The organism is Streptomyces sp. UF-297 (genome assembly GCF_058245575.1).
In genome coordinates, this window is record NZ_JBSIBZ010000049.1 from 24,987 (window position 1) to 44,354 (window position 19,368).

At 72.1% G+C, this 19,368-nt stretch carries 17 protein-coding genes and 1 tRNA gene; 6 read left to right on the forward strand and 12 right to left on the reverse strand.

The genetic code is table 11. From position 1 onward, the window contains the following. Nucleotides 1-107: 107 nt before the first annotated feature. The 3 genes from AC4IJH_RS25345 to AC4IJH_RS25355 form a co-directional block, all read right to left on the reverse strand. On the reverse strand, nucleotides 108-971 hold the full coding sequence (locus AC4IJH_RS25345) for an SCO1664 family protein (protein WP_490854156.1): 864 nt from the start codon (nucleotides 969-971) through the stop codon (nucleotides 108-110). Next, a complete protein-coding gene (locus AC4IJH_RS25350) occupies nucleotides 935-1,525 on the reverse strand; it encodes a DUF3090 domain-containing protein (RefSeq protein ID WP_490854157.1) in 591 nt (196 codons plus the stop codon). Before AC4IJH_RS25350 ends, AC4IJH_RS25345 begins: the two co-directional genes overlap by 37 nt. A gap of 113 nt (nucleotides 1,526-1,638) precedes the next feature. Continuing rightward, nucleotides 1,639-2,337 carry a histidine phosphatase family protein gene (locus tag AC4IJH_RS25355; RefSeq protein WP_490854158.1) on the reverse strand — a complete coding sequence of 233 codons (699 nt, stop codon included), beginning with the start codon at nucleotides 2,335-2,337 and terminating at the stop codon, nucleotides 1,639-1,641. A 59-nt stretch (nucleotides 2,338-2,396) separates the two neighbouring features. Between AC4IJH_RS25355 and corA the strand changes: the two genes are divergently transcribed. Continuing rightward, on the forward strand, nucleotides 2,397-3,389 hold the full coding sequence (gene corA, locus AC4IJH_RS25360; protein ID WP_490854159.1) for a magnesium/cobalt transporter CorA: 993 nt from the start codon (nucleotides 2,397-2,399) through the stop codon (nucleotides 3,387-3,389). Between the two features lie 103 nt (nucleotides 3,390-3,492). Here the strand turns inward: corA and AC4IJH_RS25365 are convergent, their stop codons facing one another. Next, nucleotides 3,493-4,281 carry a ferritin-like domain-containing protein gene (locus AC4IJH_RS25365; protein WP_490854160.1) on the reverse strand — a complete coding sequence of 263 codons (789 nt, stop codon included), beginning with the start codon at nucleotides 4,279-4,281 and terminating at the stop codon, nucleotides 3,493-3,495. 238 nt (nucleotides 4,282-4,519) lie between these two features. Further along, the gene (locus AC4IJH_RS25370) at nucleotides 4,520-5,584 is read right to left on the reverse strand and encodes an LLM class F420-dependent oxidoreductase (protein WP_490854161.1); all 1,065 of its coding nucleotides are present in this window, start codon (nucleotides 5,582-5,584) and stop codon (nucleotides 4,520-4,522) included. Between the two features lie 130 nt (nucleotides 5,585-5,714). Here AC4IJH_RS25370 and AC4IJH_RS25375 point away from each other — a divergent pair, with 130 nt between their 5' ends. Both AC4IJH_RS25375 and AC4IJH_RS25380 read left to right on the forward strand, forming a co-directional pair. Further along, complete coding sequence (locus AC4IJH_RS25375) at nucleotides 5,715-6,698, forward strand: aldo/keto reductase (RefSeq protein ID WP_490854162.1); 984 nt, start codon at nucleotides 5,715-5,717, stop codon at nucleotides 6,696-6,698. An 869-nt stretch (nucleotides 6,699-7,567) separates the two neighbouring features. After that, nucleotides 7,568-9,904, forward strand: a complete 2,337-nt coding sequence (locus AC4IJH_RS25380) for a helix-hairpin-helix domain-containing protein (RefSeq protein WP_490854185.1) — start codon at nucleotides 7,568-7,570, stop codon at nucleotides 9,902-9,904. Nucleotides 9,905-10,036: 132 nt separating this feature from the next. Here AC4IJH_RS25380 and AC4IJH_RS25385 read toward each other — a convergent pair whose 3' ends face one another. Beyond that, nucleotides 10,037-10,819: a hypothetical protein gene (locus AC4IJH_RS25385; protein WP_490854163.1), complete on the reverse strand. Its 783-nt coding sequence runs from the start codon at nucleotides 10,817-10,819 to the stop codon at nucleotides 10,037-10,039. 47 nt (nucleotides 10,820-10,866) lie between these two features. On the opposite strand from AC4IJH_RS25385, the gene AC4IJH_RS25390 reads away from it, so the two are divergent. Further along, the gene (locus AC4IJH_RS25390; protein WP_030252120.1) at nucleotides 10,867-11,055 is read left to right on the forward strand and encodes a DUF5703 family protein; all 189 of its coding nucleotides are present in this window, start codon (nucleotides 10,867-10,869) and stop codon (nucleotides 11,053-11,055) included. Nucleotides 11,056-11,174: 119 nt separating this feature from the next. Here the strand turns inward: AC4IJH_RS25390 and AC4IJH_RS25395 are convergent, their stop codons facing one another. The 3 genes from AC4IJH_RS25395 to AC4IJH_RS25405 form a co-directional block, all read right to left on the reverse strand. Next, nucleotides 11,175-12,062, reverse strand: coding sequence for a chaplin (locus AC4IJH_RS25395; RefSeq protein ID WP_490854164.1), 888 nt, complete (start codon nucleotides 12,060-12,062; stop codon nucleotides 11,175-11,177). A 143-nt stretch (nucleotides 12,063-12,205) separates the two neighbouring features. After that, complete coding sequence (locus AC4IJH_RS25400) at nucleotides 12,206-12,439, reverse strand: chaplin (protein WP_490854165.1); 234 nt, start codon at nucleotides 12,437-12,439, stop codon at nucleotides 12,206-12,208. A gap of 263 nt (nucleotides 12,440-12,702) precedes the next feature. Then, complete coding sequence (locus AC4IJH_RS25405; RefSeq protein ID WP_490854166.1) at nucleotides 12,703-14,028, reverse strand: M20/M25/M40 family metallo-hydrolase; 1,326 nt, start codon at nucleotides 14,026-14,028, stop codon at nucleotides 12,703-12,705. A gap of 229 nt (nucleotides 14,029-14,257) precedes the next feature. Between AC4IJH_RS25405 and AC4IJH_RS25410 the strand changes: the two genes are divergently transcribed. Then, nucleotides 14,258-14,342: transfer RNA gene (locus AC4IJH_RS25410), tRNA-Leu, on the forward strand. Nucleotides 14,343-14,709: 367 nt separating this feature from the next. On the opposite strand, the gene AC4IJH_RS25415 is transcribed toward AC4IJH_RS25410, so the two are convergent. After that, nucleotides 14,710-15,069 (reverse strand): hypothetical protein, encoded by a 360-nt coding sequence (locus AC4IJH_RS25415; RefSeq protein ID WP_490854167.1) that lies wholly within the window; start codon nucleotides 15,067-15,069, stop codon nucleotides 14,710-14,712. A 231-nt stretch (nucleotides 15,070-15,300) separates the two neighbouring features. Here AC4IJH_RS25415 and AC4IJH_RS25420 point away from each other — a divergent pair, with 231 nt between their 5' ends. Then, nucleotides 15,301-17,403, forward strand: a complete 2,103-nt coding sequence (locus AC4IJH_RS25420) for a catalase (RefSeq protein WP_490854168.1) — start codon at nucleotides 15,301-15,303, stop codon at nucleotides 17,401-17,403. 43 nt (nucleotides 17,404-17,446) lie between these two features. On the opposite strand, the gene AC4IJH_RS25425 is transcribed toward AC4IJH_RS25420, so the two are convergent. Together AC4IJH_RS25425 and AC4IJH_RS25430 are read right to left on the reverse strand one after the other, a co-directional pair. Beyond that, entirely contained in the window at nucleotides 17,447-18,475 is a 1,029-nt protein-coding gene (locus AC4IJH_RS25425; protein ID WP_490854169.1) for a YihY/virulence factor BrkB family protein, read from the reverse strand. A gap of 211 nt (nucleotides 18,476-18,686) precedes the next feature. Continuing rightward, on the reverse strand, nucleotides 18,687-19,268 hold the full coding sequence (locus AC4IJH_RS25430; protein WP_490854170.1) for a response regulator: 582 nt from the start codon (nucleotides 19,266-19,268) through the stop codon (nucleotides 18,687-18,689). Nucleotides 19,269-19,368 lie beyond the last annotated feature (100 nt).

The window sequence follows — 19,368 nt, forward strand, 5'->3', positions numbered from 1 at the left end:
GGCCGAAATCATGGTCTTGCGTGATCGGTTCGTCCGTGCAGGAGAAACGCTTCTGCACTGTCCGTACCCATATGGCACGGACAGCGCGGCCCCTCGGGCGGGCACGGTCAGACGGGCGGCCAGGGGATCGGCGGCCACTGCCCGCCGGGCTCCGGGTGCAGCCCGGTGCGCAGCAGCGCCGCCACCCGCTCGCGCAGCGCCCCGGTCTCCGCTTCGGTGATCAGGTCCGCCAGAGTGGTGGCGAGCGGCGCCCCGTCGGCCAGCTGGCCGGCGAGTTCCTTCAGGACGGTCAGCGCCTCCTCGGGCAGCGGCTCGCCCGCCCAGCCCCACAGCAGGGTGCGCAGCTTGTCCTCGGAGTTGAAGGTCACACCGTGGTCGATGGCGTAGACGCGCCCGTCGGCGGCGGGCAGCAGATGGCCGCCCTTGCGGTCACCGTTGTTGATCACCGCGTCCAGTACGGCCAGACGGCGCAGCCGCTCGTCGTCGGCGTGCACCAGCAGCGCGGTACGCCCCTCGCCGACCTCCGCGCGCCCCACCGCCTTCCAGCCGGGGCCCGCCTCCTCGGCGTCCACCAGCGCCAGCAGCCCCTCCCCGTCCGCCTCGGGCACCGCCTCGATCCACTCCTGGACCATGCCCTGCCCGTAGGGGCCCTCGCGCAGCACGGTGGTGGGGATCAGGTCCCAGCCGGTGGCCCGGGAGACCTCGTAGGCGGCGACCTCGCGCTGGGCGAGGGTGCCGTCGGGGAAGTCCCACAGCGGGCGCTCGCCGGCCACCGGCTTGTAGACGCAGGCGGCACTGCGCCCCTGGTGGGAGACCGTGCAGTAGAGCACGGCGTTGGAGGCCTCACGGACCTGTCCGCGCACCGTCAGCTCGCCGTGTGCCAGCAGGTCGGCCGCCGCTCCCGGCAGCGCCACAGCGGCCCCCTCGGGGGCCGTCAGGCGTCGCGTCGGTATCCGTTCTGGCGCGGACATACGTGTCCCTCCGGGTCGAGCGGCAAGCTGCACAGCGGGCACGGCGGGCGCCCGGCGTTGACGATTTCCAGGGCCCGCTTGGCGAACGCGCGGGCCATCGTGCCGGTGAGGCGGACCCGCAGCATGGGCGGGCCGTTCTCGTCGTCCTGGAGCAGCCGCTCCTCGGCGGCGGCGAGGTCCTCGTCGGTGTCGGCCTCCAGCTCGACCAGCGCCTGCGCCTCGACGATCATGCGCTGCTCGTCGCCGTCCCAGGCCAGGGCCATGGTGCCGACCCGGAACTCCTCCTCCACCGGGGTCTCCAAAGGAGCGGTGTCGGCCATTTCGGTGGGGGCGACGGCCGGGACGGGCGCGTTGCCGCCGCTGCGCCGCACCACCTCGTCCAGCAGCTCGTCGATACGCTCGGCCAGCGCCGCGACCTGGGTCTTCTCCAGCGCGACACTGGTGGTGCGCCCTGCGGCGGTGGCCTGGAGGAAGAAGCTACGGCGGCCAGGCAATCCGACCGTCCCGGCCACGAAGCGGTCCGGCGCGTCGTAGAAGAACACCTGACGGGACAACGTCCTGCTCCGTTTGCTCGACTGCGGGGTCTGTGTGATCACCGCGATCCTGCGGGCGGATCACGGCCGGCATGGTGGGCGGCGCCGTCGCACCACCCTACTGCGCCCGCTGATCACGGTCCTCCCGCGCCACCTCCGACGGCCGCGTCCCGGTCGTCGGCGGCGCTGCTGCCGTCCTCCCGGGGCGCCAGGCTCCCGAAGTCGCCGGTGTCGCCGAGCCGTACGAGGTAGGGGCGCAGACGGGTGTAGCGGATGACGGTCACCGAGCAGGGCTCGACGGAGATCCGCTGGAAGAGGTCCAGATGCAGGCCGAGGGCGTCGGCGACAAGGGACTTGATGATGTCGCCGTGCGAGCACATGACGTACACCGCCTCGGGCCCGTACTGCTCCTGGATACGGGCGTTCCAGTCGCGTACCGCCGCTGCCGCGCGGTCCTGCATGCCGCGCATCGACTCCCCGCCGGGGAAGGCCGCCGCCGAGGGGTGCTGCTGGACGACCTCCATCAGCGGATGGTCGCCCAGCTCGGCGAGCTTGCGCCCCGTCCAGTCGCCGTAGTCGCACTCCCCGATGCGCTCCTCGGTGTGCAGCGGCAATTCCGGGCGAGCGTCCAGCAGCGGGCGCAGCGTCTCCTGGCAGCGCTGCAAAGGGCTGGAGACCGCGGCGGCCAGCGGCAGCCCGGCCAGCCGGGCGGGCAGCTCGGCGGCTTGGGCGGCGCCCCGCTCGTCGAGGGCTACGCCGGGTGAGCGCCCGGCGAGGACACCGGAGTTGTTGGCGGTGGAGCGGCCGTGCCGCAGCAGGATCAGCGTGGGCATGGCAGCCACCCTACGTTCCCCCTGCACATCCCGGGCGGGAGGCCTGGGACGGGGTGACAATGGCCCATGTGATCGTGGACTGCGCCATCTACTGCCAGGGGCGCCGCACCGGCGGGCCGAGCGACCTGTCGGACGCCTTGGAAGCGGCGCGCGCCGAGGGCCACTCCTTCCTGTGGCTGGGCATGTACGAGCCCACCCAGGAGGAGTTCGACCGGGTCAGCAGCGAGTTCGGGCTGCACCCGCTGGCCGTGGAGGACGCCCTCAACGCCCACCAGCGGCCCAAGCTGGAGGTCTATGACGACTCGCTGTTCATGGTGCTCAAGCCGGTCATCTACGACGAGCGGGCGGACACCGTCAGTACCGGCGAGCTGATGCTGTTCCTGGGCGACTCCTTCGTGGTGACGGTCCGCCACGGCGAGGGCAACCCGCTGCGCGCCGTACGCAAGCGCCTGGAGGAGGACCCCAAGGTGCTGGGACACGGGCCGACCGCGGTGCTGTACGCGGTCAGCGACGCCGTGGTGGACCACTACATCGAGGTGGCGGCCGAACTCCAGGGGGATCTGGAGGAGTTGGAGGCCGAGGTGTTCTCGCCGGTGCGCAAGGACACCAAGAACACCGCGGCGCAGATCTACGCCTTCAAGCGCGAGGTGCTCGAATTCCGGCGCGCCACCGTCCCGTTGACCGATCCGATCACCCGGCTGCAGACCTCCCAAGTGCCCTTCGTGGACGAGGGCTCGCGCCCGTTCTTCCGGGACGTGGGCGACCACCTCACCCGCGCGAACGAGTCCGTGGAGGGCCTGGACCGGCTGCTCTCGGACGTCCTGTCGGCGCATCTGGCGCAGGTGGGGGTGCGGCAGAACGACGACATGCGCAAGATCTCGGGGTGGGCGGCACTGGCCGCGGTGCCCACCATGGTCGCCGGGATCTACGGCATGAACTTCGAGCACATGCCGGAGCTGCGCTGGACCTTCGGCTACCCGGGGGTGCTGCTGCTCATGGTGGCGATCGAGGTGGGTCTGTACCGCATGTTCAAGCGCCGCGGCTGGCTGTGAGCGGCCACCCGCGAGGCCCACGACGGCCGGGTGCCACGGGGTGCCGCACGGGCCGCGGCCAGGGCCTGTCGTCGCCGGGCAGGCGGGACTTTGACGACAGGCCCTAGGCGAACTCGGGGGCGGAGGTGGCGGGTCCGCCCAGTGCGTCGCGCCGCTCGGGCATCGTCAGGCTCACCATCCGGCGCCAGCCGCCGAGCCGCTCATAGGCGTACACGCCGTGGATGCCCGCCTTCAGGGCGAGGGACTTGGCGCGCGGCCAGCCCAGGATGCGCCCCATGTGACTCATCACCGCAAGGCTCACGTCCCGGTAGATCCTGATCTCCGCGAGCGCGCACTCGCGCAGCGTGCGCTGGATCTGGCTGCCGTGTCCGGCGTGGGCCAGGCGCAGCAACTCCTCGTGGCAGTACGCGAGATGGTTGTCCTCGTCGTTGGAGATCATCCGGATCGCCTTGCCCACCTCGGGGTGGTCCCCGAAGTACTTCTTGAGCATCACCATCTGGTCGGCGGCCCGCTGCTCGGTGACCCGGCTGTGCGCGAGATAGGTGACGATGTCGCGCTCGGTGAGCCGCTCCTCGCGGCGCAGCTTGTCGTGGGCCAGGCCGATGCCCTGCCGCTCCAGCAGCATGGTGTAGTCGGTGGCGGCGGGCACCTCGGCGGGCTGAAGGCCCCGTTTGCGCAGCAGGGCGTTGAAGATCCGGCCGTGCTTGTCCTCGTCCGCTCCGTGGCGGGCCACCTTGGGGGCGAGGGCGCGCTGGGAGTCGGGGATCAGCGCGGCGATACGCCCGTTCTCCCAGCCGCCCTGCGACTCACCGCTGGCGGCGATGGAGCAGAACAGCCGGTACGACTCGTCGTTGTCCACGATCTCCTGGAAGAGACTCTTGGCAGAGAGCATCGGTGCCACCTCCGAACGACTACATCCGCAAAGGAAAAGTAAAGTGCGAGGTGGTGTTCAGTGGCAACAGCTGGGTCGGCCAACTCGCCCGTTCGAAGGACATCAGGGCCTTTTCCCTGCGGATTCCCGGCCGTAACCCCCGGGGCCTCCGGGGCGTTGTGATGAGTGACGGCCGTGGCGGGGAAGACCCCCCGAGCCCCCACCACGGCCGCAGGTCTTCCGCCTCCGCCCCCGCGCGTTACGCCAGCCCGGCCCGCTCCAGGGCCTCGACGCCCGCCCGCAGCGAAGCCAGCCGGTCCCCCACCGCGAAGCCCGCGGGGGCGAGGTTCAGCGTCGTCACCCCGGCCTCCGCATAGGCGCGCATCCGGTCGGCGATGCGGTCCACGGAACCGAGCAGCGTGGTGGAGTCGATCAGCTGGTGCGGGACGGCCGCCGCCGCGCCCTCCTTGTCGCCGGCGAGGTACTTGTCCTGGATCTCGGCGGCCTCCTTCTCGTACCCCATGCGCTGCGCGAGCTGGTTGTAGAAGTTCTGCTTGCGGCTGCCCATGCCGCCGACGTACAGCGCGGTGTACGGGCGGAACATGTCGGCCAGCGCGCTGACGTCCTTGTCGCCGCCCTTGGGGCCCACGGCCAGCGGCAGCGTCGGGCAGACGTCGAAGCCCTCCATGGTCATGCCCGCCTTCTCGCGGCCGGCCCGGATCGGGGCGAGCGCGGTGGCCTCCAGGTGCTCGGCCGCGGGGAAGATCAGCAGCGCGCCGTCGGCGATCTCTCCGGTCTGCTCCAGGTTCTTGGGGCCGATGGCGGCGACGTAGAGCGGGATGTGCTCGCGCTGCGGGTGCACGGTCAGCTTGATCGGCTTGCCGGGGCCGTCGGGCAGCGGCAGCGTCCAGTGCTGCCCCTGGTGCGTCAGCCGCTCGCGCGACATCGCCTTGCGCACGATCTCCACGTACTCGCGCGTACGGGCCAGCGGCTTGTCGAACTTCACGCCGTACCAGCCCTCGGAGACCTGCGGCCCCGACACGCCGAGGCCGAGCCGGAAGCGGCCGCCGGAGAGCGAGTCGAGGGTGGCCGCGGTCATCGCGGTCATCGCGGGCGTGCGGGCCGGGATCTGGAAGATGCCCGAGCCGACGTCGATCCGCTCGGTGTGGGCGGCGACCCAGGAGAGCACGGTGGCGGCGTCGGAGCCGTACGCCTCGGCCGCCCAGCACACCGAGTAGCCCAGCCGGTCCGCCTCCTGGGCCACGGCGAGGTTGTCCGCGTCCATGCCGGCGCCCCAGTAGCCGAGGTTGATCCCGAGCTTCATGCCACTCCCCTTACTACCGATCAGTAACGTCGTTGTTGCCGGGACTCTAGCGCGGGTGCCCGGCGGACGTCACCGGTGGGTTGTCCACAGGTCCCCTGAAGCGGGCGGCAGGCCAGTAATCTCAAGGCCCATGGAGCAAAGGCACCTCGGCCGTACCGGCCTGCGCGTGTCCCGCGTCGGCCTGGGCACCCTGACCTGGGCCAGGGACACCGACGAGCGGGACGCCGCCGACCAGCTCAAGGCGTTCTGGGAAGCGGGCGGCACGCTCGTGGACACCGCGGACGTCTACGCGGACGGCGGCGCCGAGTACCTCCTGGGCCGGCTGCTGGAGGGGCTGGTCCCCCGCCAGGACCTCGTCATCGCGACCAAGGCCGGCACGGTCCCCGAGGCGGACCGCCGCTTCGACGGCTCCCGGCGCCATCTGCTGGCCGCGCTGGACGCCTCCCTGGAGCGGCTGGCCACCGACTACGTCGACCTGTGGCAGGTCCACGCCTTCGATCCGTACACCCCGCTCGAAGAAACGCTCCAGGCCCTGGACATCGCCGTCTCCAGCGGCCGCGCCCGCTACGTCGGCGTCTGCAACTTCTCCGGCTGGCAGCTGGCCAAGGCCGCCGCCTGGCAGCTCGCCGCCCCCACGGCGCGCACCCCGCTCGCCGGTACGCAGATGGAGTACTCCCTCCTCCAGCGCGGCGTCGAGCGCGAGGTCCAGCCCGCCGCCCTGGACCTGGGCGTCGGCCTGCTCCCCTCCTCGCCCCTGGGCCGCGGCGTGCTCACCGGCAAGTACCGCCACGGCATCCCGGCCGACTCCCGGGGCGCCTCCGAGCACCTGGCCCCTTTCGTGGCTCCCTACCTCGACGACGCGGCCCGCCGCATCGTCGACGCGGTCGCCACCGCCGCCGACGGCCTCGCCGTCACCACCCTCCAGGTCGCGCTCGCCTGGGTCCGCGACCGCCCCGCGGTGTCCTCCGCGATCGTCGGCGCGCGCACCGCGCCGCAGCTCAGAGCCGCATTGTCAGTGGAGGCCCTTAGTCTTCCTGACGAGATCCGCCGGGCGCTGGACGATGTCTCAGCCCCGGTGCACCGCTATCCCGATCACGACTGGAGCACGCTGTGAGTACCGACCGCCTCCCCCACGAGGCCGCGCCCACCGAAAAGGCCGCGCCCGGCACTACACCCGCCCAGTCCCCCGACCCGGCCAACACCCCCACCCCTTCAACCCCCCAGGCCGACGCCTCTGACGCGCCCGACTCCACCACGACGGCCGACGACAGCCCAGCAAGCACCGCCCCCACCGACACCGACGCGCCGGACGCCCGGGCCACCGCCTCGGACGCGCCCGACTCTGTCACAACGACTGACGACAGCACGGCAAATGCCGAGACCACCGACGCCGACGCGCCGGACGCCCGGGCCACCGCCTCGGACACGCCCGGGTCCACCGCGGCAGCTGACGGCAGTCCGGCGAGCGCCGAGGCCGTGGACACCGGCACACCGGAAGGCGGGGCGGAACCCGACATCGATGGGCCGGACACCGAGGCTTCCGGCGCTGCGGCCACGGCCTCGGCCGACTCGGTCGAGGCCGTCGATGGGCCGGACGGCTCCGGTGACGTGGCAGACGGGTCGGACCCCGCAGGTACGGATCAGGCCGCGGGCGGCAGTCCGGACAGCCCAGCCGCCGAAGCGGATGCCCCCGGCTCCGCCGCAACGACCGACGACGGCCAGGCGAGCGCCCCGACCGCCGACGCCGGAGAACCCGAGCACGGAGCGGACACCGGAGCGCCCGGCACGGCCGCACCGCGGTCCGGCGCCGCCGCCGCTGACCCGGCCGAGGTAGCTGAGGCAGTCGACGAGGCGGGTACCGCAGGTGCGGGTCAGGGCGCGGGGGATGGTTCGGGCGTTGGGGCTGATGTGCCCGGGACTGTTGCGGCAGTTGAGGGTGCCGGGGGCGTCGGCGGGGCCGAGGGGGAGCGGGGCGGCGGTGCTGTGGATGCCGAGGGCGCAGGTGGTGTGGCCGGGCCCAGGTCGGGTGAGGGCGGTGTCGCAGCCAGTGGGGCAGGGGGTTCTGGCGCTGCGGAGCGGGCCGTCGGTGGTGCCGCGGGCGGGGGATCGCAGGGGCGGGAGGAGCCTGCGGTGAGTGCGTCTGCGCTGTTGGCTGCCGTGCGAGCCGTGGAGAGCGGGGAGCGGTCGGCGGACTCGTTCTTCAACAGCCGCTCCCGGCGCGGGGCTTCGGCGCCCGCGGCGCCCGCTTCGGGCTCGAAGGGCGCCGCGGCGGCGCCCGCTGTCCCGGCGGCCGCGCCGCCCGTGCAGGCCGCGCGGCCCGCGTACGACGGAGCGCCTGCGGGTATCGGGCGGCAGTCCGCGAACGGGGACGGCGGCGGGCACGCGCGTACGGCGCCGAGCGCGGGCGGAGGCGAGGTCCAGCACGGGACGCCGCATCCGGCCGTGTCAGGGCCGGTCGCCGCCGGACTCGACGGGGTGCGGCAGACGCTGGCCGCCGGCGGCGCGCCCGAGGCGCTGGCCGAGAAGGCCGCCGAGGCGCTCGGCGAGCGGGCGGCCGAGGCGCTGCGCGAAGACCCGTGGCAGCTGCTCGCGGTGCCCGGCGTACGCCCCGAGCAGGCCGACGGGTTCGCCCGCGCCCTGCTCGGGTCCGCCTGCGGGCCCGGCGACGAGCGGCGTGCCCAGGCCCTGGTCGTCTGGCTGTTGGAGCAGGCCGCGCTGGCCGGGCACTCCGCGCTGGAGGCCCCCGCGCTGCGCGCCGCGCTGGCCCAGCGGTCCGTACCGGACCCGGACGAGGCCCTGCTGTCGGCGATCGCCGACGGTGCGGTGCTGGTCTTCCAGGACGCGATCGAGACGCCCGGGGCGGCCCGCCCGGCGGCCGATGACGAGGACGAGGAGCAGCCGGTACGCGTACTCCTCGGGCTGGACCGCTTCGCCATGGCGGAGGAGAGCGTCGCCGACGGGCTGGCGCGGCTGCTCAACACCTTCGACACCGCCAACAGCGGCGACGAGGACGAGGACGAAAGCCCCGAGGCGGAGGGCGACGGCGCCGACGCGCGGCGCCCCGTGCGGCCCACCGCCGAGGCCTGGCAGGCCGCCGCGGCGGCGGCGCCGTCGCCCTCCGCCGCCGAGCTGATCCGCGCGGCGGCGGGTGCCGGTCTGGTGGCGCACACCGGCGCCGAGGCGGCCCGCGCCGAGCCCGCCGCGCTGATCGCCGCGGCCCGCTCGCTGGGACTGCGGGCCTACGGCGCGACCCACAGCGCCGACGGCCGCCGGCGTCTGGGCCGGCACATCGCCGAGGCCGCTTCCCCGGCCACCCCCGACGGGCCGCAGGCGGGCGGCCCCGCCACCACCGTGTCCGGGCTGCTGGCGGGCCGCGAGGGCCCCGGCCGCGCCGAGGACGGCACCCTCGCGCTGGACCTGCTCGTCGTCCTGGACGCCCCGCAACTGGACCTGGAGACCGCGGCGCAGCTCGTGGAGTCGCTGGCCGACGGCACCCGTCTGGTGCTCAGCGGCGACCCGGGCGTGCTGTGGTCCGCGGGCCCGGGCCGGCTCTTCGCCGACCTGGTGGCGGCCCGCTTCTGTCCGCACATCGCCTCCCGCACCCCGGACTTCGGCCCGATCGGCGAGCTGGTCTCGGGCATCGGCATCGGCGAGCTGACCGCGGTGGACGCCCCCGGCAAGGAGGTCGTGCTCGTACCGGCGCGCGATGCGGGCGAGGCGGTGCACCGCGCCGTACAGCTGGTCGCCGACTCCGTGCCGCGCGCCTTCGGCGTGGCCCCCGAGCACACCCAGGTGATCACCGTGGGCCATGGCGGCTCCGCGGGCACCCGGGCCCTGAACGCCGCGCTCAAGGAACGGCTCAACCCCGGCCCCGGCCGGTTCGGCGGCTTCGACCCCGGCGACCGGGTCGCCTACTCCCCCGCTCCCGGCCGTACGGTGCCCGCCACCGTCACGGGCGCGGACGCCGAAGGGCTGCACCTGGACTGCGGCGGCGCCCCCCTGGTCGTACCGCGCGAGCGCGTCGGCGAAGGGGCCGTACGCCACGGCTGGGCCCTCACCGCCCATCAGGCCGCCGGGATGCGCTGGCCCGCCGCGGTGGTCGTGGTGCCCGGCGACGCGGCCAAGGGCCTGACCCGCGCCTGGGTCTACACCGCCTTCAGCCGCGGCGAGCGCCATCTGTCCGTCGTCCAGGGCGCCGACCAGGCCCTGCCGCGGGCGGTCGCCGAGGTCCCGGCGAAGGAACGCACCACCCGCCTGCGCACCCTCCTGCAGATGCAGAGCGTCGCCACCATGGCCGACGCCGCCGCATCGGCCGGATAGCCCCGCCCGGCGGCCCCCCGGCACCAACTCGGCCGCATCCGGCCGAGTTGGTGCCGCTTCCGGCTCCGAAGAACCCTTCCGCCACGGCGGAGGAAGCGTGACAGCCTCAGGACACCCGAGGTGCCGGGACGTTCACTCCCGGCGCCCCGGCCCCGGATCGACCGCCTCCAGCGCCTCGTCGTCGTCCACTCCGTCATCGACGTCCACCTCGACGTCGTCGTCCACGTCCACCGCGTCGACATCGACATCGTCGTCATCGTCGTCGATGCCCAGCTCCTCGTCGAAGACGGAGCTGACGTCGAAGCGGCAGACGACCCGCTGCGGATCGGTCTGGTCGAAGGGCGCGGCCAGCCACTCGCCCGGCTCCGGGAGGTCGTCGGCGGCCGCCACCCACAGCGTGGAGTCGCCCTCCTCCAGGCCGAACTCCTTGTGCCGGGAGGCGATCTCGTCCGGTTCGTACTCCCCGAAGAGCACCCCCAGGGCCGCGTGGACGCTGCTGCCCACCACGCCCGCCGCGGCGCCGTTGCCCGTACCGCCCGGGGTCACGGTGTCCACGGCCGACTCCGGGTCGAGATCGGCGATGCGCTGCGCCTGCGACAGCAGCCGCTGAGGTTCCACGACGGCGTAGTCGCGCCGGATCAGCACGCTCAGCGCGCTCGGCTCGTCCGGGCCCGCGTAGGCCGGCAGCGTGTCGCTGCCCGGGATCTCGAAGGGGGTGACCTCGTCGTAGGCGTCGTACAGCAGCTCGTCGTACGCCTCGGCCGCCGCGGCGAGTTCGTCGAACGCGGCATAGACGGCCGGGTCGTCCTGCCCCGTGCGGTGTTCGACCGCGTCGAGGTGACGGTCCAGCGCGGCTTTGACCGCCTCGGCGGCGGCACGTACCTCGGCAGCGGAAGGCTGCGCAGCATCAGACATAGTGCAGACGCTATCCGTACAGGGGCCGGTCCCGCACAATAGATGCGATGCCGGAATACGAATTCTGCGATGTGTATGTGCCTCGGGGGGTCTCCCGCAAGGCCGCCACACGCCTGCTGACCGACCATGCCGAGTACGGACACTGGGAGTTGGACCGACTTCGACTCAATCCCGACGGCAGCCGCAAAGTGCGGCTGCGCCGCCGGATCATCAGACAGATCCGCGCCACATGGTGAGCCCACCGGGCCGCACGAGCACAACGGAGCGGGGCCCCCCCCCCCGGGGGCGGGGGGGGCCCCGCTCCGTTCATTGCGGTCCGGCGGGGCCGGACCGGTCCCGCTGTCCGCGCTCGGGCTCAGATCCGCGCGGTGCGCGCGCGGCGGTAGAGCAGCGCGCCTGCGAGCAGCAGTCCGGCGCTGGCCGGTACCGCCAGGCCGAGCTGTCCCGCACCGGTCTGCGCCAGCTGCTCGACACCCTTGGGCGGGGTGACGATCTGCGTGTGCGGCTCGGGCGGCACACCCTGGTCACCCGGAAGGTCCGGGATGCCCGGAATCTGAGGGATGTTCGGGTTGCCCGGGATGTTGGGGTTCTCCGGCGACGGAGGGGTGTGCCCGCCGGGCGGCCTGGGGGTGTCCGGGCCGGTGGGCGGCTGCTGCGGGTCGTTCGGGTGGTTGGGGTTGTCGGGATGGTTGGGGTTGTCGGGATGGTTGGGGTTGTCGGGGTGGTTCGGCTCGTGGGGGGTGCCGGGCTGCTGCGAGCCGGGCGGCGGCGCCGTGGCCGTACCCGTGTTGCTGCAGCCGTTGCCCGAGGCGGAGTTGCCGACGCCGCCGACCGAGACGCTGTTCCCGCAGACGTTCACCGGCACGTCGACCGGCACCTGCACCTCGTTGCCCGAGACGATCCCCGGCGAGTGCTGGGCGTCGCCGTGGGCGCCGGACTGCGTCCCGTGGCCGCCCGTGTCCGTACGGCCGCCGCCCCCCTTGCCCCCCTTCGATCCGCCGGAATCGTTGGTACAGCTGTTTCCTGCGGCGGAATTGAGCAGTCCGCCGACGTTGACGGTGTTTCCGCACGCGTTGACCGGCACGTTCACCGGGAGCTGGACGGCATTCCCGGCCAACACCCCTGGCGAATGTGCCGAGTTGCCCTGGGCGCCGGAGTCCGCGTGCGCGTATCCGCCGGTGGCGGCCAATACGCCGCTCGCGGCGGCCACCGTGATCAGGCCCTTCCTCGCGACCTGTCGCATAGGTTCGTTCCCCTGCTTTCTGCCTTACGGAATACGGGCGGATGTGGTGGCACCCGCCCGCCGAAATGCCCAGCGGCCCCGGAGTGCATGGCGCGCACTCCGGGGCCGCCCGGGATCACACCCTCACGGGTTCAGGCACAGCGTCACTTGTTGACGCAGGAGTTGCCGAAAGTGGGGTTCAGCAGCCCGGCGACGGAGATCGTGTTGCCACAGGCGTTCACCGGGACGTGCACCGGTACCTGGACCACGTTGCCGGAGGCGATACCCGGGGAGTTGACGGCAGCACCCTGGGCGCCCGCGTCAGCAACGGCCAGACCCGCACCGGCAAGCACGAATCCACCAGTGACAGCCGCAGCAGCGACGACCTTCTTGATCATTATTCCTCCTAGTTGGCAATGCAGTCCCAGCCGCGGACTGCACACCCTGTAACGAGGAGGGGTTATTGAAGCTACGAGCCTATGGTTGCATTCACTCTTTTCAGGTAAGTGCGCACTCGTGGACGATTGTTGACGTCTCGTTTCTCCTGCGGAAGGACGCTTCCAGAACGATTCAGCAGCGGCCGATTCCCCTCACCACGGCCCACCGGCGGCCAATCCGCCGCATGTCACGGCACCTCGCACCATTACGTCGCACAGCGATCTCAGCTCTGGTCGATGAACCGGTCGAGCACGCGCACGCCGAACTTCAATGCATCCACCGGCACCCGCTCGTCCACGCCGTGGAACATGCCCGCGAAGTCCAGCTCCGGCGGCAGCTTGAGCGGCGCGAATCCGAAGCAGCGGATTCCGAGATCATCAAAGGCCTTCGCGTCCGTGCCGGCGGAGAGCATGTACGGCACCGCGCGCGCGATCGGGTCCTCGGCCTGCAGCGCGGACTGCATCGCGTCGACCAGCGCACCGTCGAAGGTGGTCTCCAGCGCCTTGTCCGCGTGCACGTCCTCGCGCTTGACCCGCGGCCCCAGGATCCGGTCCAGGTCGGCCAGGAACTCCTGCTCGTACCCCGGCAGGAAGCGGCCGTCGACATGGGCGCTCGCCTGGCCGGGGATGACGTTGACCTTGTAACCCGCGCCCAGCTGGGTGGGGTTGGCGGTGTTGCGCAGCGAGGCGCCGATGAGCTTGGCGATGCCGCCGAGCTTGGCCAGCGTCTCGTCCATGTTCTCGGGGTCCAGCTCGGTGCCGAGCGCGTCCGAGAGCTCGTCGAGGAAGTGCCGCAGCGTCTTGGTCACCCGCACCGGGAACTCATACCGCCCCAGCCGTCCGACGGCCTCGGACAGCTCGGTGATGGCGTTGTCCTTGTGGATCATCGAACCGTGGCCGGCGGTGCCGTCCACGGTCAGCTTCATCCAGTGCATGCCCTTCTGGGCCGTCTCCACCAGATACAGCCGCAGCTTCTCGTTGACCGTGAAGGAGAAGCCGCCGACCTCGCCGATCGCCTCCGTCACGCCCTCGAAGAGGTCCGGGCGGGTATCGACGAGATGCCGCGCCCCGTACGTACCGCCGGCCTCCTCGTCCGCGAGGAACGCCAGCACGATGTCGCGCGGGGGCTTGCGCCCGGAGCGCATCCGCTCGCGCACGACCGCGAGCGTCATCGCGTCCATGTCCTTCATGTCGACCGCGCCACGGCCCCACACACAGCCGTCGGCGATCTCGCCGGAGAAGGGGTGGTGCGTCCAGTCCGCGGCGTTGGCCGGGACCACGTCGGTGTGCCCGTGGATCAGCAGCGCGGGCCGCGAGCGGTCCTCGCCCTCGATACGGGCCACGGTCGAGGCGCGCCCCTTGTGCGACTCGAAGATCTGCGGCTCCAGCCCGACCTCGGCGAGCTTCTCCGCCACGTACTCGGCGGCGGCCCGCTCCCCCGGCCCCGAGTGGTCGCCATAGTTACTGGTGTCGATCTGAATCAGCTCGCGGCACAGGTCGACGACCTCGTCCTCGCCGGTGACCGCACTGTCCGGCTTCGACTCGCTCACACTGCCTCCTCGTCGTTCACAGCCGTGCCGCGCTCCCCGAGAAGCGCGGTCCACGGCGGGTCCACGGCCATACTCTCTCTCCGCGCCCCCGCACCCAAGGCCGCAATACTCCCGACATGCCCTGGTCACAGCCCCGGACCCGGCTCCCCACCGACGTGATCGACCACCCCTGAACGTTTGCTATTGTTTTCCATGTCGCCGCGGGCAAGACCCGCGAAGACAACACCTAGTCCGGGTGGCGGAATGGCAGACGCGCTAGCTTGAGGTGCTAGTGCCCTTTATCGGGCGTGGGGGTTCAAGTCCCCCCTCGGACACAGATCATGACCCCGCGATCTCTTGGAGATCGCGGGGTTTTGTCGTTGTCGGGCGGGGTCACCGCGAATCCGGGGTCTGGGCCGCGCAGGCGCATGGTGACCGAGCCCGGTGCGAGGGCGCAGGAGACCTCGCTCTTGGCCGCGGACAAGGCGCCGAGCAGCGTGAGGCGGGCGGGCGGTGCCCGTTGGCCGGTGAGCCGTCCGGCCAGGGCGCGGGCCGCGTCGCCGCCGGGTTCCGCGGCTGTCACAAGCTCGCGCCGCAGGTTGTCGACATGGGAGCGAGATCCGCGATGCCATTGCGGCACATTTGCGGCGCCATTCAGGGTTGCGAGTGGTGCCATATTGGCGCCACGTCGCGCGAGGGGTGCTACTGACCGGTCAGGTGGAGTTGTATCTCCTGTTCCTGGTCGCCGGGGGCGTAGCCCTGGTCGTGGACGGTGAAGGCTTCGGCCAGTGCTGCCTTCAGGGTGGCGATGGCTTGTGGGGTGCCCTGTGCTGTGAGGTCCACGCGGCCGTGGAGGGTGGGAGGGGTGGGAGGTGGTGCGTTGGTGGCGGGCGGGGTGGAGGTGTCGACCTGTGCGGTCCATACGGTGGGGCGGGGTGGGGCTGGGGAGTTGCCCAGGTGGGCGCCGGAGCCGAAGTGTGTGTCGAGGTGACTCAGGACGGTTCGGGCGTCGTCCGCGGTGCAGCCGGAGAGGGTGACTGTAGTGCGGGAGAGGGGGTTCATCAGGGCAGCGCTCCTGTCACAAGTGGCGTAGGGCGGGCGGGAGTTACCGCTGTGGCCAGGTGAGGAAAGGGTTGTGGTGCTCGCCTCCGATCTGGGCCGTTTCGTACGCGTATCCGTCGTCTCCTCATCCGAAACGCGCTGGTTCCTCGGGGTGCGGGGCGGTGTTTTGCCGCTGGGCTCCGGGTTACCCGGCGGGCTGTCCGATCGCCGCTGCACGGAGAGGAGCCGTTAATGACGGCCGAGGACCGCAAGCAGTCCCAGCGCGAGGCACACCGGGCCGCCGACCCGGCGGCCGGGCCGCTCACCACGGACCAGGGCGTCGAGGTCGACCACACCGACGACGCGCTGACGGCGGGCGAGCGCGGACCGACGCTCATGGAGGACTTCCACTTCCGCGAGAAGATCACCCGGTTCGATCACGAGCGCATTCCCGAGCGGGTGGTGCACGCGCGCGGTGCGGGCGCGTACGGGTACTTCGAGCCGTACGCGTCCTGTGCGGAGTTCACCCGGGCCGCCTTTCTGCAGGATCCTTCGGTGCGTACCCCGGTCTTTGTGCGCTTCTCCACCGTGCAGGGGCCGCGCGGCTCCGCCGACACCGTGCGGGACGTGCGCGGTTTCGCGACCAAGTTCTATACGTCCGAGGGGAATTACGACCTGGTCGGCAACAACTTCCCGGTCTTCTTCATCCAGGACGGCATCAAGTTCCCCGACTTCGTCCACGCGCTCAAACCCGAGCCGCACAACGACATCCCCACCGGCGCCTCCGCGCACGACACCCTGTGGGACTTCGTCTCGCTCCAGCCGGAGACACTGCACGCGATCATGTGGCTGATGTCGGACCGCGCCATACCGCGCAGCTACCGCATGATGCAGGGATTCGGCGTCCACACCTTCCGTTTCGTGGCCGCGGACGGACGCGGCACGTTCGTGAAGTTCCACTGGAAGCCGAAGCTGGGGGTGCATTCGCTGGTGTGGGACGAGGCCCAGGAATGCCAGGGCCGCGACCCGGACTTCAACCGGCGCGACCTGTGGCAGGCCATCGAGGACGGGGAGTTCCCCGAATGGGAGCTGGGCGTACAGCTGGTCGCGGAGGAGGACGAGGCCGCCTTCGGTTTCGATCTGCTGGACGCCACCAAAATCATTCCCGAGGAGCAGGTGCCGGTCCGGCCCATCGGCCGGATGGTGCTCGACCGCAACCCCGAGAATTTCTTCGCCGAGACCGAACAGGTCGCCTTCCACACGGCCAATCTCGTTCCCGGCATCGATTTCACCAACGACCCGCTGCTGCAGGCCAGGAACTTCTCCTATCTGGACACCCAGCTGCTGCGGCTGGGCGGCCCCAACTTCGCACAGATTCCGGTCAACCGGCCCGTCGCCCCGGTCCGTACGAACCAGCGTGACGGCTTCCACCAGCACAGCCTGCACTCGGGAACCAACTACTCCCCCAATTCGCTCGGCGGCGGCTGCCCGGCCCTCGCCGGGCCGGACAGCCGTGCCTTCACGCACTTCACCGAGCGCGTCGAAGGCGCCAAGATCCGCCGCCGCAGCCCCGGCTTCGACGACCACTACAGCCAGGCCGCGCTGTTCTGGCACAGCATGAGCGACTGGGAGCAGCGGCACATCGTCGAGGCGTTCCGCTTCGAGCTGGGCAAGGTGGGGGCCAGGAGCGTGCGGCAGCGCACGGTGGCCGAGCTGGCGCATGTGGACTACGCGCTGGCCACCGCGGTCGCCGCGGGCATCGGCGTCCCCCAGCCCGACCGCGATCCGGCCGCCGCCGCCCACAAGGCCTCCTCCCCCGCGCTCTCGCAGGAGAGCCTGCGCGGTGACGGGTCCCTGCGTACGCGGCAGATCGCGGTGCTGGTGGCCGAGGGTGTGGACGCCGAGCAGCTCGGCGCCGTCCGCGCGGAACTGGCCGATCAGGGCGCGGTCGTGGAGGCCGTCGCGGCCACCGACGGCAAGGTGGCGGCGGCCGACGGGCACCACTACGTCGTGGACCGGGCGCTGCCGACCGTCTCGTCCGTGCTCTACGACGCGGTGCTGGTGCCCGGCGGCCCGGCCCAGGGGCCCGATCTCGGCGACGGCACGGCCCTGCGCTTCCTGCGGGACGCCTACCGGCACGGCAAACCGCTCGGCGCGCTGGGCTCCGGGGTCGGCGTGCTCGCGCGCCTGGACCCGCAGGGCCTGCGGATCGCCACCGAGCCCCGGCACCCGGTCAGCGACCGGGGCGTGGTCACCGACACCTCGACCGGCCCGGACGTCACGGAGTTCACCCGCGCCCTCATCGATGCGGTCGCCGCCCATCGGCACTGGGGGCGGCCGGAGCTGCGGCACTAGGTGTATTGCCCTGTGAGGTGGGGGACGCGGCCGGCGGGGCGGCTCAGCGCTGGCGTGCCCGCCGGAAGGGGCGCGGCCACTTGCGGGTGTCGCGGGGCTCCACGTAGGGCTCTTCCTCCTCGGGGTGGCCGCCTTCGATGGAACGCTCGCGGGCGAGTTCCGCGTCGAACTCCAGGCCCAGCAGGATCGCGAGGTTGGACAGCCAGATCCAGATCAGGAAGACGACGGCCCCGGCCAGCGTGCCGTAGATCCTGTTGTACGAGCCGAAGTCGGCCACGTACAGCGCGAAGGCGGCCGAGGCGGCCGGCCACAGCAGGACCGCGAGGCAGCTGCCGGGGCTGACCCAGCGGAAGCCGCGGCCGCGGCCGTTGGGCGCCGCCCAGAACAGCAGGGCGGTCATCAGCACGACCATGAGCACCAGCACCGGCCACTTGGCGACCGCCCACACGGCCAGTGCCGCGTCCCCGGCGCCGAGCGCCTGTCCGGCCCGCCGGGCCAGCGGGCCGGTGAAGACCACGATCAGTGCGCTGGCGGCCAGCAGCAGCATCAGCACGAGGGTCAGTCCGAGCCGCAGCGGCGTCACCTTCCACACCGGCCGCCCCTCCGGCAGGTCGTAGACCGCGTTGGAGGTACGGATGAACGCGGCCACATACCCGGAGGCCGCCCACAGGGCCGCGGCCAGGCCGACGACGGCCAGCACCCCGCCGGTCCCGCTGCCGCGCTGGAGCTGCTGCACGGCGCCGGTGAGGATGTCGCGGGCGGCGCCGGGCGCCAGTTGCTCCAGGTTGTCCACGATGGCGCGGGTGGCCCGCTCCCCGGCCGCGCCCAGCAGCGAGACCAGCACCAGCAGGGCAGGCAAGAGCGACAGCACGCCGTAGTACGTCAACGCCGCCGCGCGGTCGGGGAGTTCGTCGTCCAGAAACTCCTTTCCCGTACGCCGCAGCACCTGCCCCCAGGCGCGGGCGGGCAGCTGGGCGGGCTCGTCGGGTGCGGCGCGTTCCACCTCGCGGCCGGGCCCGGCGTCGTCCACCGGCTCGCCGGCGTCGCGTTCGTGCTTGCCGGTGCCTGTCATGCCCGGCGGGTAGCCCGCCAGATCACCGCCAACCCCGCGGCCGGAGGGAAGCGGCGCCGGCGGCTGTGCTCTCAACCGGCCCGGCGCCTGCCCTCCAGCGGCCGCTTGCGGAAGGTAGGTGCCGGGTGTCTTTCTCGACGGCGGGTAAACCCCCCGGCGGCAGGCGTCCTGCTGGCACCGCACCCGTGTACGGCCTGCGGCCCGGCCCTTACTACGCGGGAGGCGGGGGCTCCGGCGACGAGCGGGAGGGATCGGCCGCCCCGGAGAAACGCTGCTGGGGGACGCGCTCGGGCAGCGGGCCGTGCGTCAGGGCGGCCAGGGCCACCGTGCGCTCCAGGTTCCCCAGGCGCTCCCGTGCCGTGCGCGAGTCCTGCTCGGCCCTCTCCAGGCGGCTCTCCAGGTCCTGTTGGCGCTGATGGATGTGGACCAGGAAGCGCACCTTGGCGCGCAGGGCCCATGGGTCGACGGGCTTGACCAGGTAGTCGAGGGCTCCGCGTTCGTAGCCGTGATAAACCCAGTCCAGGTCCCGGCCCACGGCGGTGAGCAGGATGACCGGGATCTCCCGGGTCTGCTCCAGGGCCTTGAGGTAGTCGACCACTTCCAGCCCGTCGAGCGCGGGCATCACCACATCCAGGAGTATCGCCGCCACGTTGCCCCGCAGTGCCTGCTTCAGCGCCGCTTCGCCGCTGTCCGCGCGCACCAGCTCCTGGCCCAGGGGCGCCAGGACGGCCTCCAACGCCCGCAGCGAGTCCTCCCGGTCGTCCACCAGCACGATCCTGGACGGCTTCACCATGATCGGTTCCACCTCACACCGATTGCCGAATTACGAGCGTAGGGCGAGACCACGGCGGCAGACAGTTCAGCCGCCTTTTCCGGCGGCCAGAAACGATCCC